The sequence below is a fragment of the Vibrio sp. 10N.286.51.E5 genome (assembly GCF_041469125.1).
GTDB lineage: Bacteria > Pseudomonadota > Gammaproteobacteria > Enterobacterales > Vibrionaceae > Vibrio > Vibrio crassostreae_C.
On record NZ_JBFRJZ010000025.1, the window covers coordinates 34274 to 50560 of the forward strand.

Here is a 16287-nt window from a genome sequence, read left to right on the forward strand (position 1 = left end):
AATAATTCCCTTTTTCATCGTATGCGAGATAGGCATAATTGGTGCTGCCTTTTTCCGCACACTTTATAGGTCATTTATGTTTAGCCCTTCACCCTATGGCTGGATCTCTCAGTATTTTCTTGGTTTCTTTTTTGCGTATGGCGTGTATTTGCCATTTTGGGCGTTGTGGTTTGAAGACCAAGGCGTGTCTGCTGGTGATATTGGCGTATTGATTGGTATCGGCTTTGCGACTCGTTGTGTGGCCAACTTAGTGATTACGCCGCGTATCCATAAAGTGGAACACTTGATGCCAGCGCTACGCTGTTTGAGTTTCGCTGCGCTGCTGTTTGTCGGTTTCCACTTCTTCACCGGTGGCAGCTTTATACTGATGTTGTTGGCAACGGTACTGTTTAACCTCTGTTGTGGGCCGATCATTCCTCTTTCTGATGCGATGGCTAACCATTACAGTCGTTTGAAAATGCTCGACTACGGCCGAACTCGTCTTTGGGGATCAATTGCCTTTATCGCAGGTTCAACGGTTGTTGGCTATTTGGTGGCACAATTCGGCACTGACATGATTTTGTATACTGCGCTTGCCGGTGTGTTGCTGTCATTAATTCTGGCGATGAGAAATCCTAACGTGATGCCAGTAACGCAATCTGAGCAACAAGCGGCGCGACCAAAACTAGGTGAACTGCTGCGTGAGTCGTCAGTGGTAAAGTTTTTAGCCTTGATGGCGCTGCTGCAAGGTAGTCATGCGGCTTACTACAGTTTTAGTGCGATTTATTGGAAAGAAGCGGGTCACTCAGAAGCTATCATCGGTTACTTGTGGAGTTTAGGTGTTGTTGCTGAAGTGGCCGTATTTGCTCTGAGTAAGCGATTATTCTCAGGCTGGTCACTGCGTACTTTGTTTGTCGTCGCGGCTATTGGGGTGATGGCGCGTTGGGGTATTACCGCATCAACGACAGCGATTTTCGCACTGGTTATGGTGCAGCTACTGCATGGCGTGACCTTTGCCATGGCACACATCGCCGCGATTCAATACATCCAATCTGAAGAACAAAACAAGATGGTTGCGCTACAAGCTCTGTATAACGCGATTCCATTAGGTGCCTTTATTGCACTGATGACCACCTTAAGTGGTTGGGGTTATGAGCTTTGGGGTGCAAATATCTTCTGGGGTATGGCTGCTATGGGTGCACTTGCTCTGTTCATTAAGTTGGATGAAAGAAGTTCAGTGGTTGAGATTAATCAATCAGATTCGGAACAGTCAGAATCTCACAGCAAATGCTGATAATTAGAGTCTAAAGCACAGAATTTAAGCGATGCGATTGAGTTAATCACCCATCCTTAGTTAAATGAAACCTCTCCCTTATGGAGAGGTTTTTTTATGGATGAAAAAAGGGTTTTCAATGCAAGGATGGATAGTAATTCCAGTCTCTTTAGCCTACTTGGGCGTGTTATTTCTGATCGCTTGGTATGGAGACAGGCAGGTTCGTTGGCTATCGCGTTGGCGCCCGTGGATCTATAGCCTTTCGATTGCCGTGTATTGTACCTCTTGGACCTTCTATGGAACGGTCGGGCAGGCGAGTAACAACCCTTGGTCTTTTTTACCCATTTACCTCGCCCCGATTCTAGTCTTTACACTAGGCTGGCGGATCTTGGCGCGGCTGATCCTGATTGCGAAGCGGGAACATATCACCTCCATTGCCGACTTTATCGCGGCTCGTTATGGAAAATCTCAGGGCTTAGCGGTGGCGGTGACGGTTATCGCCGTGGTTGGTATCCTTCCTTATATTGCTCTGCAACTGCGTGGTATTACCATGGGGTTGGATATTGTTGCACCCAACCTAGCGGCTGACTTCGGTTATCAGGACTATCATGTGTCTTGGTTTGTGGTCGGTGCTTTGGCTATTTTCACCATGCTGTTTGGTACAAGACACATTGATAACACAGAGCATCACCGTGGCATGATGATGGCGGTGGCGTTTGAATCCATCGTTAAGCTCGCGGCATTCCTGATCGTTGGCCTATTCATCATGTATCTGGCGATGAGCAGCGACAAGATCGACTTGCTTGATGTGGCGGCTTCCACCTACGAATCACCCAATATTCCGACCTTAATTATTCATACCGTTTTAACCATGTTGGCGATTGTCTGTCTGCCACGCCAGTTCCATACCATGGTGGTAGAGAACGAACGTCCTCAAGACCTGCATACCGCTCGTTGGTTGTTTCCGCTTTACCTGATTTTGATGGGACTGTTCGTGCTGCCAATTGCTTGGGCAGGACAAGGACTACTTACTGGTATGCCAGCGGATACCTATGTGATCAGTGTGCCAATGTCAGAAGGCGCTAATCACATTGCCTTGCTGGCTTTCCTTGGTGGTACGTCTGCGGCAAGTGGCATGGTGATAGTGTCGACCATCGCCTTGGCGATCATGGTGTCGAATGATTTAGTGATGCCATTGTTACTGCGCCGTATGCGCCTAACTCAAAGAACCCATCGACACTTTTCTGGCCTGCTATTGGTGATTCGCCGCGGGCTAATTTTACTGCTGTTACTGGGTGCTTGGCTGTTTTATCAGGCGCTCGATACCATCCATTCACTGTCAGCGATTGGCTTTCTTTCCTTTGCTGCGATTGCTCAATTCGCGCCAGCACTTATTGGTGGTTTGTACTGGCGCCCGGGTAACCGCAAGGGCGTGTATGTCGGCTTAATGGTGGGCTCGTTGATTTGGCTGATTACCTTGATGAGCCAAACCAGCATGTTGGCTGGCGACAGTGACAGTAACCTTTTACTGTGGATTATCACGCCGCCAGAACTGCTCAGTAGCTGGAATATCAGCAGTTCAAACTGGGGCATTGTGCTGAGTATTGTACTTAATACCTTGTGCTATGCCGTGGTTTCGATGACGACTCGCCCAAGCCTAAGTGAGCGCTTACAATCAGCAGCATTTGTTGGCACGCCGCTGCCTGAAAACGAGAATATCAGCCTTTACCAGAACCGAGTGACGGTCGCTGAATTAGAGATGCTGGCGTCGCGTTTTGTAGGCCGTAAGCGTGCCAAAAGTGCCTTACACAGCTATTGGCAACAACACGGTCAGCCGCTGCTTCCTAATCAACAAGCGCCTGCAAGTCTGATTCGACACGCAGAGCGCGTGCTCGCCGGAGTATTCGGTGCTTCGTCTGCTAAGTTAGTACTTACTTCCGCTTTACAGGGAAGAAACATGCAGCTTGAAGAAGTCGCGACCATCGTGGATGAAGCTTCGGAACTGTACGACTTCAGCCGTGGTTTACTGCAAGGCGCGATTGAACATATTGGCCAAGGCATCGCAGTAATCGACAAACAAATGAGGCTGGTGGCGTGGAATCAGCGCTATCTAGAATTGTTTGAGTTCCCGGCTGGTTTGATACAAGTGGGCAGGCCGATCTCCGATGTGATTCGCCATAATGCTCAGCAAGGTTTGTGTGGTCCGGGTGACCCTGAAGATCATGTGCGTCGCCGTGTTTATCATTTGGAGCAAGGCACTCGACATACCTCTTCTCGCATTCGTCCTGATGGTCGAGTGATTGAAGTGCAAGGTAACCCGATGCCAAGTGGTGGCTTTGTGATGAGCTTTACCGACATCACGGTATTCCGACAAGCAGAGCAAGCGCTAAAAGATGCCAACGAAAGTTTGGAATCGAGAGTGCATGAGCGAACTCAAGAACTCGAAAAACTGAACCATCGCTTGGTAAAAGCCACGCAGATTTCGGATCAAGAATCACAATCTAAGAGTCGTTTTCTAGCCGCGGTAAGCCACGATTTGATGCAGCCGCTCAATGCCGCGCGTCTATTTGCTTCGTCACTGTCTGAGGTGGCAAAAGAGCAAGAGGTGAAGCAATTGTCATCTCACATCGAGAGTGCACTTGGCGCCGCAGAAGATTTGATTGGTGACTTGCTGGATATCTCTCGATTGGAGTCCGGAAAGTTAGAAACCAACATTCACGCGATTGCCGTGCATGACGTATTAACCAATTTGAACGCGGAATTTAGCGCTCTAGCGAGACAACAGAAAATTGAGTTTAAGATGATTCCGTCGTCATTGTTCATTCATTCAGACCCTAAGCTGTTGAGGCGTGTGATTCAGAACTTTTTGACCAATGCGTTCCGCTATAACCCGGAAGGGAAAGTGGTACTGGGTGCGAGAAGAGTGAATGGACAGGTTCGAATTGATGTGTGGGATAATGGAACCGGTATCGATGAAGACAAGCAACAAGAAATCTTTGAAGAGTTTACTCGTGGCAGCCAAGTACGAGCCGATCAAGGATTGGGGTTAGGGCTGGCTATCTCGAAAGGTATTGCTCATGTGCTTGGCCATCAAATTTCGATGCGCTCATGGCCGGGGCAAGGCAGTGTCTTTTCCATCACCTTAGCTAGAGCGGAAAAAGTGGCTCCAGTTGTGCAAGCTTCGACGCCAATGGCGACCAGCGACATCGAACATCTCAAGATATTGTGTGTCGATAATGAACGAGAAATCTTAGTCGGTATGGAAAACCTGATCGGACGTTGGGGCTGTGAGGTTAAGACGGCGGTTGATTTGGTCGAAAGCTTGCAGTGCCTAGATGAGGGTTGGCTACCTGATGTGATTTTCTCTGATTACCGTTTAGATAATGGCAGAACGGGTCTCGAAGTCCTGCAGCAGTGTCGCTTGCGCCTTGGAGATTCTTTTGAAGGTGTCATCATCAGTGCCGATAGAACCGATGACATGTTGGCAGCGATAAAGGCCAACAGCTTTAGCTTTATTGCCAAGCCAGTGAAACCACTTAAGTTAAGAGCGGTCTTGAATCGAGTGAGCTAGTTTGGGTTAACAGGCTCGGATTAGTACGTTCGTGAGCGGATAGTGAAAAGGCCTCAGATGAGGCCTTTTTGTCTCTGTTTTTTTTGCGAACGCCGATTCGCTTGTTAATTCAATAACTAACCAGCAATGCCACCTTGTGTCAGTGTGGTTGGATCAAGCAGTTTACTGAGCTCTTCTCGGCTAAGATCGGTTTCTCTTTCTGCGACATCCAGAATTGGTAAGCCTTCTTTGTAAGCTTTCTTGGCAATATCAGCCGCCTTCAAGTAGCCAATCACAGGGTTAAGTGCGGTCACTAGGATTGGGTTCTTTGACAGTGCCAAATCGAGATTGTCTTGGCGTACCGTGAAGGTCGCGATGGCTTTGTCCGCTAAAGCGACTGAGCTGTTTGCCAATAACTCAATACTTTCCAACACGTTATGAGCAATCACTGGCAGCATCACATTAAGTTGGAAGTTACCTGATTGTCCGGCTACGGTAATGGTGGTGTCGTTGCCAATGACTTGCGCCGCCGCCATAGCTGCAGCTTCAGGAATCACAGGATTTACCTTGCCAGGCATGATCGATGAGCCTGGTTGTAGAGCCTGTAATTCAATTTCCCCTAAGCCAGCCAACGGCCCAGAGTTCATCCAGCGAAGATCGTTTGAGATCTTCATGATCGCAACTGCTGCCGTTTTGAGCTGACCTGACAGCGCAACGATCGCGTCTTGACTGCTGAGGCTAAAAAAGAAGTTTTCACTCGAGCTAAAACTGATCTTTGTCGATTGAGACAGGTTACTCGCAAACTTATCGGCAAAGCGTGGGTCAGCATTGATCCCTGTTCCAACCGCAGTACCACCTTGTGCTAAAGCCTTGATAGCGGGCAGGGTGTTCTCTATTGCTTGCTTAGCGTGTTCTATCTGAAATTTCCAACCACCTAGCTCTTGAGCAAAGGTCATTGGCATCGCATCCATTAGATGAGTGCGGCCGGTCTTCACGACCTCCGCAAGTTCCTGTTGTTTGATGGTGAGTGCTTCAGAAAGGTGAGTTAATGCAGGTAATAGCTTATTTTCAGCCATCAAAGCAACGCTCACTTGAATTGCGGTTGGCACCACATCGTTACTGCTTTGGCCCATGTTGACGTGATCATTGGGGTTCACGTCGCCTTGCAAGCTTCTTGAGGCAAGCGTAGCAATCACTTCATTGGCATTCATGTTGGAACTGGTACCTGAACCGGTTTGGTAGACATCGATAGGGAATTGATCGAGGTGTTTACCCTCAATGATCTCTTGGCTGGCTTCGGCTATCGCGTTGGCAATATCACCTTCCAGTAGACCTAACTGAGCATTGGTATCTGCCGCTGCCTGTTTAATTAACGCCAGTGCTTGAATAAAACTGGTCGGCATCTTGTGAGAGCTAAACGCGAAGTTATACGCTGCACGCTGAGTTTGTGCTTGGTATAGCGCATCGGCAGGGACTTTCACTTCGCCCATGCTGTCTTTTTCAATCCGAAATTGTAGGGTCATGTTCTATCCTTGTTAGCCAAGTGGGGCTTGGACTTGTTGTAGTGTTTGGCTGAGATTCAAAAAACGCGCTTGGCCTTGAGGTTGCTGGCAGTAGTGGCGCTTCAAATAAAATAGTGGTGAGTGAATAGAGTCTAGGCAGATATGACGAAAGGCGAAACTGCGCTGAGGAGACTCAATCGCTTCAATCAAATGAAAGAAAACTTGGCGTAGATACAGCTCGCACAACAAGATGTTTTCTTGAGCGGCATGCTTTTCATAGTAAGCCGAAAGCGTCTGTGCACACTCGATATACTCTCGAATTACAAACGGCTCATGGCCTTGAACTTGTTCTAATGAAGCAAAGCGATCCTGTGCTTTGTAAAATCTCGAATAGAGAACCTGCTGCTCTTTCATCATCATCTGCATCTCTTTATTGGATGTTAATGATAATTATTATCAAATAAAATTTTAAAAACAACCCTTTGTTTATCTTTTTATAAAGTGAGCAGAAAAAGAAAAAGCCGATACACGAAGTATCGGCTTTCTGGAGTCAGTACCTAATCCCTACAATGTAAGTACTGATTCATTTTTTGCTAAACATCTTTGTTTAATGGTCGTGCTTAGTGGTCGTGAGCTTCACCTGCACCTTTCGGGTAACGGATGTTCTCAACCATATCTTGTACATCTTGTGGTACTTCAGCAGTTACTTTGTTTACAGCAATCGATACTACGAAGTTTAGACACATACCTAGCGTACCGATGCCTTCTGGGCTGATACCAAACCACCAGTTTTCAGGTGTGCTTGCTGCTGGGTTAATGAACTTGAAGTAGATGATGTAGCTTGCTGTGAAGGCAATACCTGACAACATACCTGCAATTGCGCCTTCCTTGTTCATCTTCTTGTAGAAGATACCTAGGATAATCGCTGGGAAGAAGGATGCTGCGGCTAAGCCGAAGGCAAACGCTACTACCTGTGCTACAAAGCCTGGTGGGTTAATACCTAAGTAACCGGCACCGACAATCGCGACCATGGCTGCCAGACGAGCGGCTAACAGCTCCTGCTTGTCGGTCATGTTTGGTCTGAAGCCTTTCTTCAACAAGTCATGTGAAATCGACGTTGAGATGACCAATAGTAGACCCGCGGCTGTTGATAGTGCGGCTGCTAGGCCACCGGCTGCAAGCAGTGCTACAACCCAGTTTGGTAGTTTCGCTAGCTCTGGAGAAGCCAGTACGATGATGTCACGGTTAATCTTCATCTCGTTGCGCTCATCGCCCGAGTAGAACATTTTGCCATCGCCGTTCTTATCTTCCCAACCTACTAGGCCAGTGCTTTCCCAGTTTTTGTACCAGCTTGGTGCGTCCGCTGCAGCGACACCTTGCATGTCAGGGCCGTTGATTGTTTCGATCATGTTTACACGAGCGAATGCTGCAACGCCTGGTGCTGTTGTGTATAGCAATGAGATGAACAGTAGTGCCCAACCCGCTGAGATACGAGCATCACGTACTTTTGGTACCGTGAAGAAACGAATGATTACGTGTGGAAGACCCGCAGTACCGACCATTAGAGCCGCACAGATGAAGAATACATCTACCATGCTCTTGTTACCTTCGGTATAGGCGGTAAATCCGAGTTCTTCGGTCAGTCCATCCAGTTTATCAAGAAGGTAAACATCTGTGCCTGATAGCGTAGAGCCCATACCAACTTGTGGAAGTGGGTTACCTGTCATCATGATTGAGGTAAAGATTGCTGGAACAAGGAAGGCGAAAATGAGGACACAGAATTGAGCTACCTGCGTATAAGTGATGCCTTTCATGCCACCTAGTACTGCGTAGAAGAACACAATACCCATACCAATGATGATGCCTAGGTTAATATCAACTTCTAGGAAACGAGAGAATACAACGCCCACACCACGCATCTGGCCTGCAACGTACGTAAACGATACGAAGATTGCACAGAATACCGCTACCATACGTGCCGTTTTCGAGTAGTAACGCTCACCGATGAAATCAGGAACCGTAAACTGACCGAACTTACGTAGGTAAGGTGCTAAACATAGCGCAAGTAGTACATAACCACCTGTCCAACCCATTAGGTAAACCGCACCGTCGTAACCAACGAATGAGATGATACCTGCCATTGAGATGAATGATGCTGCCGACATCCAGTCAGCGGCGGTCGCCATGCCGTTTGCTACTGGGTGTACACCACCGCCAGCAACGTAGAACTCACTAGTAGACCCTGCACGAGCCCAGATTGCGATGCCGATATATACCGCGAAAGTAATACCGACGAGAATAAACGTCCAAGTTTGAATATCCATGTTCTAGCCTCTAGTCTTCCTGTACGTTGTATTTTTTGTCGAGCGCATTCATGCGGACAACGTAAATAAATATCAGCGCCACGAAGGTGTATATCGAACCTTGCTGAGCGAACCAAAATCCTAGCTTGAACCCGCCAAACTGAACGGTATTGAGGGCATCCACAAATAAGATGCCAGCGCCGTAAGACACCGCAAACCAGACCGCGAGCAGTGTTCCCATAATTCCCAAGTTTTCCTTCCAGTAGGCTTGAGCATGTTCCGTAGATTCGAACGCCATTGCCTTCTCCTTTATTCCGTTTTCGTAGAAACTGTTTTTGTGAAACCGTTTTGTAAAATAGCGTGTTAACGTAATGTTACGATTTAGAATGTAGCAAGGATAAGTCAAGGGATCTGTGCAACTTTAGTCGGGATGGTATTAGCGCTAATGTACTGAAATATGGGAGCTAGGAGACATAACCATAGAAAAATGTGATGTTACAATGTTGTTAAATTAGCCAAAGGTCTAACAAAAAGGGATGAATTAGACTGCGAGTCATAAAATTTAACAACTAAATGACCGAGAAACGGTATTTAGCCCTGCTTATGACACGAAGCGAAACATAAGTTTGTTATAGTAACAACGGCACTTTCACCGACCGTGCCTTGCTAAACGGCAGAAGATCAACAAGCTAGTGGCAAAAGATCAACAGGCTTAAAGCTCGGATTTTATTCTTTGGGGGAACGAATTGGACGCAATAACCATTAACCACTTATTCTTGACTGGTGCCGTACTCATCGCCATCAGCGTGCTTTTCTCACAAGTGTCCTCTCGATTGGGCGTTCCTATTCTTTTGATCTTTTTGTTCGTTGGTATGTTAGCGGGTGAAGATGGACCCGGTAATATTCATTTCGATGATTATTCACTGACCTACTTGGTGAGTAACCTTGCGCTTGCCGTGATTCTGTTGGATGGCGGTATGCGAACCAAGGTGGCGAGCTTCAAGGTCGCTTTCTGGCCTTCGCTCTCGCTGGCGACGATAGGTGTCGCATGTACAGCAACCTTAACCGGATTAATGGCGGCTTGGCTGTTTGACTTGTCATTAATGCAGGGCATCTTGGTCGGGGCGATTGTTGGTTCAACCGATGCGGCAGCGGTATTCTCTTTGCTGAAAGGACAGAGTCTCAATGAGCGTGTTGGCTCAACCCTAGAGATCGAATCGGGCACTAACGACCCAATGGCGGTGTTCCTGACGGTAACCTTAATTGCGCTGTTGGGCACGCCTGATGCTGAAATGGGGATGAACTTCCTACTGCAAAGTTTTGCGATGCAGTTTGGTATCGGTACTCTTGTTGGTATTGGCGGCGGCTGGGTTCTATGGAGCTTAATCAATCGAGTACAATTGGCTGATGGCCTTTATTCCATTCTGGTACTCAGTGGGGGCGTGGCGCTGTTTGCGTTCTCTAACATGCTTGGCGGCAGCGGCATCTTATCGATTTACCTAGTGGGCTTGTTCATTGGTAATCGTCCGACGCGCTCTCGACACTCTATTCTTAATGTTCTTGATGGCATGACGTGGCTAAGCCAGATCGTGATGTTCTTGGTATTGGGTTTATTGGTGACGCCATCAACGTTGATGGACATTGCTCTGCCTGCGCTGGCACTGGCCTTCGGTATGATTTTGTTTGCTCGTCCGCTGTCGGTTTGGTTGGGTTTGCTGCCGTTCAGAAGCTTTACCACCAAGGAACGTTGGTTTGTTTCTTGGGTCGGTCTACGCGGCGCGGTACCGATCATTCTGGCGGTGTTCCCGATGATGGCTGGCCTGCCTAATGCTCAGCTTTACTTCAACATCGCGTTCTTCGTGGTTATGGTGTCGCTGATTGTTCAAGGCGGCAGCTTGATGAAAGTCGCGAGATTGGCTCAAGTGACGCTACCTCCAACGCCGACACCGATTTCTCGTACTGGCATTGAAATTTACCCTGCTAGTGAGTGGGAGATGTTTGTCTACAAGCTGAAAGAAGAGAAGTGGTGTGTGGGCGAACCACTAAAGCGTTTGTCTATGCCGGAAGGAACGCGAATTACTGCACTGTTTAGAAAGGATGCCTTGCTTCACCCATCAGGCAGCACCGTGTTAGAGGCGAACGATATCTTATGTGTGCTTGGTCAAGACAAAGATTTGGACAGCTTAAGTTCGTTGTTCAGTGAGGCGCCTCTAGCAGAAGAGGCGGCACGATTCTTTGGTGACTTCTTCTTGGATGTTGAGCTATCAGTTGCGGCAGTGAGTGATTGTTATGGTATTGAACTTGGCTCGGAAGAAGAGCGAGAAATGACGCTAAAACAATTGGTTGCTCAAGAGCTTGGCGCACACTCTGTATTGGGTGATAGCTTTGAGTGGCATGACATCACTTGGGTGGTTGCAGAGATAGATGATCATAAAGTCGTCAGGTTGGGTTTATGTTTACCTAAGACGACTTTAGAAGAGGATATCAGTGAAGCTTAATTGTGGACTTCTTGTAGCAAGATAACCGCTTGAGTACGATTTTTCACATCCAGTTTACGGAAGATGGCCGTCATATGTGCTTTGATGGTCGCTTCCGAAACATTCAATTCATACGCGATTTGCTTGTTAAGCAAGCCGTCAGAAAGCATCCCTAATACCTTGTATTGCTGAGGCGTCAGTGTGGAAATCTTTTCTGCAAGGTCGCTACACGCTGCATTATTGGTGATAAGCCCTTCAGGGAAGAACGGGTCGCCATTCAGCACTTGATTCAGTGCACTCACCAACTCACGCATATCACTCGACTTAGGAATAAAGCCAAACGCACCGTGGCTCTTCACCTGAGTGACCACGCTGGCATCTTCACTGGCAGAAACCACCACAATCGGTAGATCTGGGTATTCAGCGCGCAGTTGAATTAAGCCTGACATGCCATTGGCGCCCGGCATTTTCAGATCGAGCAGTAATAGATCCGGCTCGCCTTCTTTCTTTAGCAGAGTCAGTAAGGCATCGAGAGAATCGGCCTCAAGCAGGTTCGCACCACTGATCGCCATATGAACTGACTGAAACAGGGCGTTGCGAAAGAGAGGGTGGTCATCAGCAATGATGATGGTATAGGTCGAGTCCATGACGTTCATACTTTTAACAATTTAGTTAATATTTATTATCATCCTGATTGAGTATGTGGACAATATCTATGCATTAAAAGTCTGAACCATATCGACTTTTATGCCCGGAATAAGAAAGCGTTACTCTGAATAGCAAAAAAGCCGCACTGCCATCTCGTTACGGAGGGGCGGTGCGGCTTTCGATTCGGCTTATATTTTAGTGAATATTGCCGTTATAGCTGGTGGTTTTGTATGTGTTTTAAGAATACATCGGCAGGCATAAAACCGGTTACACGAGCATTTGGAACATGGTTACCCTCGCCATCCCAGAACTCAATCGTCGGTAAGCCAAGTACCTGTAATTGTTTAAGCAGTTCAATGTCTTGAGGCATGTTTCTCGTTACATCGGCTTGTAGCAGTACAAAGTCAGAAAGCTTGTTTTCCACATCAGCTTGATGGAAGGTGTACTTCTCGAACTCTTTACACGCCACACACCAATCGGCGTAGAAGTCGAGCATCACAGGCTTACCGAGTTTCTTCGCTTCGATGAGTTGGATTTCTAGCTCTTCAACCGTGTTGATGCGTGCAAATTGGATGTGCTGTTGTTCTACCGTTACGCTCTTCTCCGCAAACCAATAGTTCAATGCAGGCTGTGCCGAAGCAAACAAGCCAAGCATCGCGATGATGCCTACCGCACTCTGCTTCCAGCCGCCGAATGGCAGTGCATTCTTGCTATGGTACAGCCAACCAAAGGCGATGAAGCCAAGGCCAGACCAAAGCACGGTTGCCCACAATTCAGGAATGATGCGCTCTAGCAGGAAGATAGGTGCTGCCAGCAAGATAAAGCCGAATACGATCTTCACCTTGTCCATCCAGCTGCCCGCTTTAGGCAATAGCTTATTACCAAATACCGCAACTAAAATCAGCGGAATACCCATACCCATGGCTAATGCATACAGAGCAATCGCACCGGTAAATAGGTCGCCACTCTGAGCCACATACAGCAGCGCGCCTGACAATGGCGCCGTGGTACAAGGTGAACACACCAAGCCAGAGATAGCGCCCATTGCGAATACGCCCAAGGTATTGCCACCTTGCTGCTTATTGCTTTGATTGTTGAGCCAAGTTTGAATGCTGCTTGGCAGTTGCAGGTTATAAACGCCAAACATCGACATTGCCAACGCCACGAACAGAACACTCAGCGCGATCAGCACGTAAGGGTGCTGCATAGCGGCTTGGAACTGCATGCCTGCTGAAGCAACCACTAAACCTAATAAGGTGTAGGTTAACGCCATGCCTTGCACGTAAATAAAGGACAGCATCAGCGCGCGACCTTGGCTGAGTTTGCCACCACCTAAAACGATACCCGTTAGAATCGGATACATAGGCAGCACACACGGCGTAAAGGCTAAACCAACACCGAGTGCTAAGAATAATAGAGGGGTCCACCAACTGTCACCGAGCTTATCGGCTAAGCCTGCTTCTTTTGAAACAGGGGCATTTGGCTGTTGAGTCGTGTTACTTACAACGTCTGCTTTCGGAGATGTTGGTTGCGTAGAAACATCGGTTTCGTTGCCAGCAGAAGATGAAGCTTGTGAGTCACTACCTTGCGAATTAGCAGAACCTGTTGCTGTGAAAGGTTCAATGTCGATGATACGAGTCTCTGGTGGGTAGCAGAACCCTGCGTCCGCACAGCCTTGATACTTAACGATCAGCTGTGAGCCATCTTGGTAACTCTGCAGAGGAACTTGCACGAATAACGGCTGAGTATAAATGCTCACCTCACCGAAGAATTCATCTTGGTGCGGCTTACCATCTTCTAATTCAACATTACCGATAGCGAGATTTTGCCCGGTGAACGAGAGGCTATGTTGATAGAGGTAGTAGCCCTCTTTTACTTGCCAGTCGAGAAGGACTTTGTCGTCTTGCTGGTAGTAATTGAAAGGGAAAGCTTGGTCTACAGGGACAAAACCATTGTTATTGCCTCCGAAGCTTGGCTCGGCGTTGTCGTTCCCAAATAGCGCCCACGCAGGCTGGGTGAATAGGGAAACACAAACAAAAAGTAATGTGGCAAGTCGTCGCATACTATTTAGTCATCAAAATGGAGTTGAAGGTATCTTAACTCAATCAGACCGTAATAGTTTGCTATTAGTTTCATCGGCAAACAAATATCCCCTAAGGCGGGATAGCGATTTTATTGGGTAATCGAGTGGGGAGCTGCAATTCAACTTGAGTGACTTGCCTTTGTAAAAGAGACATTTAAGCTACACCCAAGCGTGCTTTTACTACTTGTTCGCAAGCATCAATATTCATCGTATCTTTTGGAATAATAAGCACGGTATCATTACCGCCAACGGTGCCGATAATCTCAGTATGTGGGTCGATATCGACTAATCTTGCGACTAATTGAGCACAACCTGGATGAGTTTTTACGATGACCATCGCTTGGTTATGAGTGATGAATTCGATTTGCGATGAGATGGATGCATCGACACGAACCGGTGCACTTTCAACCGTGATGCAGTAAACCTTTTTACCGCAAGCATTCTGAATTTTGACAACACCAAGCTGTGACAAAATACGAGATACGGTCGATTGGCTGATACCGGTATAGCCAATATCGACGAGTTTCTCTCGCAGTTGATTTTGGGTCGAGAAGCTTTGTTGTTGTAGTAAGCGTTTGCACGCTGCAGTCAGTGTTTTATCTTCAGCTGAATACAAGCAACCGTGCTCAGTGATTGGGTTCATGAACAACTCCTTAAGGTCAACATGTGGTTATCGCTTGTCCATAGCGCCGAGCGTACTCCCAAAGCCGTAGAGTACGATTGTTAAATAGGGCTTACCGATGAATCCCGAAATAAAGAGGGAAGGTATGCGTGATGTATGATCGTCTACCCATTGAGTCTACCACTAAAGGATAGTTGTCTTTTTGAAGGGGATCACCAAATAAAATTCTAGTTAATTGCTTTTATTTTGGAGTTTTATTCTTTTGTTAAATGGATATTTATTCCAAGTTTGGCATAAATATCCATCGGTATTAGGGTGCTTTGGAGACCGTGATAATGGCGCTAAGGGTTAGCGAATTTCACTCATGATCTCGCGAGAGAATACTTTTTCACAGTAGTGACATTTTAGCTGCACGTTTTCCTGTTTTAGCTGCACTTTAAAGCTGCTTTCGACTGGCTCACCGTGCGAAATACAGTTGCTATTCGGGCAAGAGTAGACACTGTTGATTTGGTCTGGCAGCACTAATGTTAGCTTGTTAACCACCTTGTACTCTTCAATCTGATTGACCGTCGCTTGCGGGGCGTACAGAGCCAATTGGTTGGCTTGTTCCTTGGTCAGAAAGATGTTCTCAATCTTGATTAGGTCTTTGTTGCCGAGCGCTGATGATGGCAGGTTTAACCCCATAGTGATGCGCTGTTCTGTTTTATGCAGCTTGAACAGTTTGAGAATTTTAATCCCAAGATGAGCAGGGATGTGGTCAATGACGCTGCCATTACGGATCGCTTCTACTTGTAGCTGAGTTTGTTTAACCATGACTGTATCTCCTGCTTATAAAGTGTCGTTTAGAACTAGGGCTAATAAAGCTTCACGTGCATACACACCGTTTTCAGCTTGTTCGAAGTAGTAAGCGTGTGGCGTTTTATCGACGTCAGTTGTGATTTCGTCGACACGTGGCAGTGGGTGAAGCACCTTCATGTTTTGGCGAGCGTCTTTCAGCGTATCGGCCGTCAGAATGTAAGCCGATTTCATGTGCGCGTATTCTGACGCATCAAAGCGCTCTTTCTGTACGCGAGTCATGTACAGAACATCCAGTTCAGGCACCACTTCTTCAATGCTGCTGTGGGTGCTGTATTGGATGCCCATCTCTTCCAGTTCTTCACAAATGTAATCCGGCATGGCTAACACTTCTGGCGCGATAAAGAAGAAACGCACGTTGTTGAATTTTGATAGTGCTTGCGTCAATGAGTGCACGGTGCGGCCATATTTTAGGTCGCCAACAAATGCCACATTGAGGTTGTCGAGCGTGCCTTGCGTCTCGTAAATCGAGAATAGATCCAACAAGGTTTGCGTTGGGTGCTGATTGGCACCGTCGCCACCATTTACAATTGGCACACCGTTAGAGAACTCAGAGGCTAAACGTGCTGCGCCTTCTTGTGGGTGACGCATCACAAAGGCGTCAACGTAAGAAGAGATAACCTGTACCGAATCGGCAAGTGTTTCGCCTTTTTTCGCCAGCGATGTGTTACCGCCATTATCAAAACCGATGACCGTGCCACCTAGGCGTTGAACTGCGGTTTCAAATGAAAGGCGAGTTCGAGTTGAAGGCTCAAAGAAGCAGCTCGCCACCACCTTATTTTTCAGCAGCTCTGGATTTGGCTCTGCTTTGAGTCTTGCGGCAGTATCGACGATAAGCTCCAGTTTATCACGAGAGAGCTCTGGAATGGAGATGATGTGCTTGTTAAATAACGAATGCGCCATAACGGGTCTTCCTTCTATGCATACAGTCAAATTGCGGACAAAAAAAAAGCCCCCTAAAAATAGGAGGCTTCGAAACGATCAATAGAGCAAAA

12 protein-coding genes are annotated in these 16287 nt (G+C 47.3%); 3 read left to right on the forward strand and 9 right to left on the reverse strand.

Features of this window, described 5'->3' with window-relative positions:
- Positions 1 to 76: 76 nt before the first annotated feature.
- On the forward strand, positions 77 to 1273 hold the full coding sequence (locus AB4161_RS09215) for a 3-phenylpropionate MFS transporter (protein ID WP_017062710.1): 1197 nt from the start codon (positions 77 to 79) through the stop codon (positions 1271 to 1273).
- Positions 1274 to 1391: 118 nt separating this feature from the next.
- Positions 1392 to 4823 (forward strand): PAS domain-containing hybrid sensor histidine kinase/response regulator, encoded by a 3432-nt coding sequence (locus AB4161_RS09220; RefSeq protein WP_102320316.1) that lies wholly within the window; start codon positions 1392 to 1394, stop codon positions 4821 to 4823.
- Positions 4824 to 4939: 116 nt separating this feature from the next.
- On the opposite strand, the gene AB4161_RS09225 is transcribed toward AB4161_RS09220, so the two are convergent.
- From AB4161_RS09225 to AB4161_RS09240, 4 genes are all read right to left on the reverse strand, one after another.
- The gene (locus tag AB4161_RS09225) at positions 4940 to 6325 is read right to left on the reverse strand and encodes a class II fumarate hydratase (protein WP_372055020.1); all 1386 of its coding nucleotides are present in this window, start codon (positions 6323 to 6325) and stop codon (positions 4940 to 4942) included.
- Between the two features lie 12 nt (positions 6326 to 6337).
- Positions 6338 to 6724, reverse strand: coding sequence for a hypothetical protein (locus AB4161_RS09230; protein ID WP_137001886.1), 387 nt, complete (start codon positions 6722 to 6724; stop codon positions 6338 to 6340).
- 200 nt (positions 6725 to 6924) lie between these two features.
- The gene (locus AB4161_RS09235) at positions 6925 to 8628 is read right to left on the reverse strand and encodes a sodium:solute symporter family protein (RefSeq protein WP_017062715.1); all 1704 of its coding nucleotides are present in this window, start codon (positions 8626 to 8628) and stop codon (positions 6925 to 6927) included.
- Positions 8629 to 8638: 10 nt separating this feature from the next.
- Positions 8639 to 8905 (reverse strand): DUF4212 domain-containing protein, encoded by a 267-nt coding sequence (locus tag AB4161_RS09240; RefSeq protein ID WP_010435433.1) that lies wholly within the window; start codon positions 8903 to 8905, stop codon positions 8639 to 8641.
- A 448-nt stretch (positions 8906 to 9353) separates the two neighbouring features.
- Between AB4161_RS09240 and AB4161_RS09245 the strand changes: the two genes are divergently transcribed.
- Positions 9354 to 11105, forward strand: coding sequence for a potassium/proton antiporter (locus AB4161_RS09245; RefSeq protein WP_372083253.1), 1752 nt, complete (start codon positions 9354 to 9356; stop codon positions 11103 to 11105).
- Here the strand turns inward: AB4161_RS09245 and AB4161_RS09250 are convergent.
- From AB4161_RS09250 to pyrB, 5 genes are all read right to left on the reverse strand, one after another.
- Positions 11102 to 11731, reverse strand: coding sequence for a response regulator transcription factor (locus AB4161_RS09250; protein ID WP_017062717.1), 630 nt, complete (start codon positions 11729 to 11731; stop codon positions 11102 to 11104). The two genes, AB4161_RS09245 and AB4161_RS09250, sit on opposite strands and share 4 nt — an antisense overlap.
- A gap of 212 nt (positions 11732 to 11943) precedes the next feature.
- Positions 11944 to 13794 carry a protein-disulfide reductase DsbD gene (locus AB4161_RS09255; RefSeq protein ID WP_372083254.1) on the reverse strand — a complete coding sequence of 617 codons (1851 nt, stop codon included), beginning with the start codon at positions 13792 to 13794 and terminating at the stop codon, positions 11944 to 11946.
- A gap of 175 nt (positions 13795 to 13969) precedes the next feature.
- Positions 13970 to 14458, reverse strand: a complete 489-nt coding sequence (locus AB4161_RS09260; protein WP_017063664.1) for an arginine repressor — start codon at positions 14456 to 14458, stop codon at positions 13970 to 13972.
- 327 nt (positions 14459 to 14785) lie between these two features.
- The gene (gene pyrI / locus AB4161_RS09265) at positions 14786 to 15250 is read right to left on the reverse strand and encodes an aspartate carbamoyltransferase regulatory subunit (protein ID WP_059021942.1); all 465 of its coding nucleotides are present in this window, start codon (positions 15248 to 15250) and stop codon (positions 14786 to 14788) included.
- Between the two features lie 15 nt (positions 15251 to 15265).
- Entirely contained in the window at positions 15266 to 16195 is a 930-nt protein-coding gene (gene pyrB, locus AB4161_RS09270) for an aspartate carbamoyltransferase (RefSeq protein ID WP_372083255.1), read from the reverse strand.
- Positions 16196 to 16287: the final 92 nt, after the last annotated feature.

Bases quoted from the DNA above. Each gene is read 5' to 3' on its own strand.
- AB4161_RS09215 (WP_017062710.1), top strand. From the start codon at position 77: ATGTTTAGCCCTTCACCCTATGGCTGGATCTCTCAGTATTTTCTTGGT.
- pyrB (WP_372083255.1), bottom strand. From the start codon at position 16,195: ATGGCGCATTCGTTATTTAACAAGCACATCATCTCCATTCCAGAGCTC.
- AB4161_RS09250 (WP_017062717.1), bottom strand. From the start codon at position 11,731: ATGGACTCGACCTATACCATCATCATTGCTGATGACCACCCTCTCTTT.
- AB4161_RS09235 (WP_017062715.1), bottom strand. From the start codon at position 8,628: ATGGATATTCAAACTTGGACGTTTATTCTCGTCGGTATTACTTTCGCG.
- AB4161_RS09220 (WP_102320316.1), top strand. From the start codon at position 1,392: ATGCAAGGATGGATAGTAATTCCAGTCTCTTTAGCCTACTTGGGCGTG.
- AB4161_RS09240 (WP_010435433.1), bottom strand. From the start codon at position 8,905: ATGGCGTTCGAATCTACGGAACATGCTCAAGCCTACTGGAAGGAAAAC.
- AB4161_RS09255 (WP_372083254.1), bottom strand. From the start codon at position 13,794: ATGCGACGACTTGCCACATTACTTTTTGTTTGTGTTTCCCTATTCACC.
- pyrI (WP_059021942.1), bottom strand. From the start codon at position 15,250: ATGGTTAAACAAACTCAGCTACAAGTAGAAGCGATCCGTAATGGCAGC.
- AB4161_RS09260 (WP_017063664.1), bottom strand. From the start codon at position 14,458: ATGAACCCAATCACTGAGCACGGTTGCTTGTATTCAGCTGAAGATAAA.
- AB4161_RS09225 (WP_372055020.1), bottom strand. From the start codon at position 6,325: ATGACCCTACAATTTCGGATTGAAAAAGACAGCATGGGCGAAGTGAAA.
- AB4161_RS09230 (WP_137001886.1), bottom strand. From the start codon at position 6,724: ATGATGATGAAAGAGCAGCAGGTTCTCTATTCGAGATTTTACAAAGCA.